Origin of the sequence: Blastococcus sp. KM273128, from assembly GCF_021698975.1 — a bacterium.
GTDB lineage: Bacteria > Actinomycetota > Actinomycetes > Mycobacteriales > Geodermatophilaceae > Blastococcus.
The window spans coordinates 1-256 of the sequence record NZ_SSXA01000224.1 but is presented as its reverse complement, the minus strand read 5'-3'; the positions used below and the strand labels follow the sequence as shown (position 1 = coordinate 256).

Genomic DNA, 256 nt, shown 5'->3' with positions numbered 1-256 from the left:
GGGCCTTGTACACACCGCCCGTCACGTCACGAAAGTCGGTAACGCCCGAAGCCGGTGGCCCAACCCTTGTGGAGGGAGCCGGCGAAGGCGGGATCGGCGATTGGGACGAAGTCGTAACAAGGTAGCCGTACCGGAAGGTGCGGCTGGATCACCTCCTTTCTAAGGAGCACGTCACCGGCCGGGTTCGTCCTGGTCGGTGCAGAGCCGCGCCCAGGGCGTGACGGCTTCCCAGTTCCGGGGGGTCGCAGTGTTCCTG

1 rRNA gene is annotated in these 256 nt (G+C 66.0%); it reads left to right on the top strand.

What is annotated here, in order from left to right:
- A 16S ribosomal RNA gene (locus E9529_RS21680) occupies positions 1 to 159 on the top strand; the annotation flags it as partial.
- Between the last annotated feature and the right edge of the window lie 97 nt (positions 160 to 256).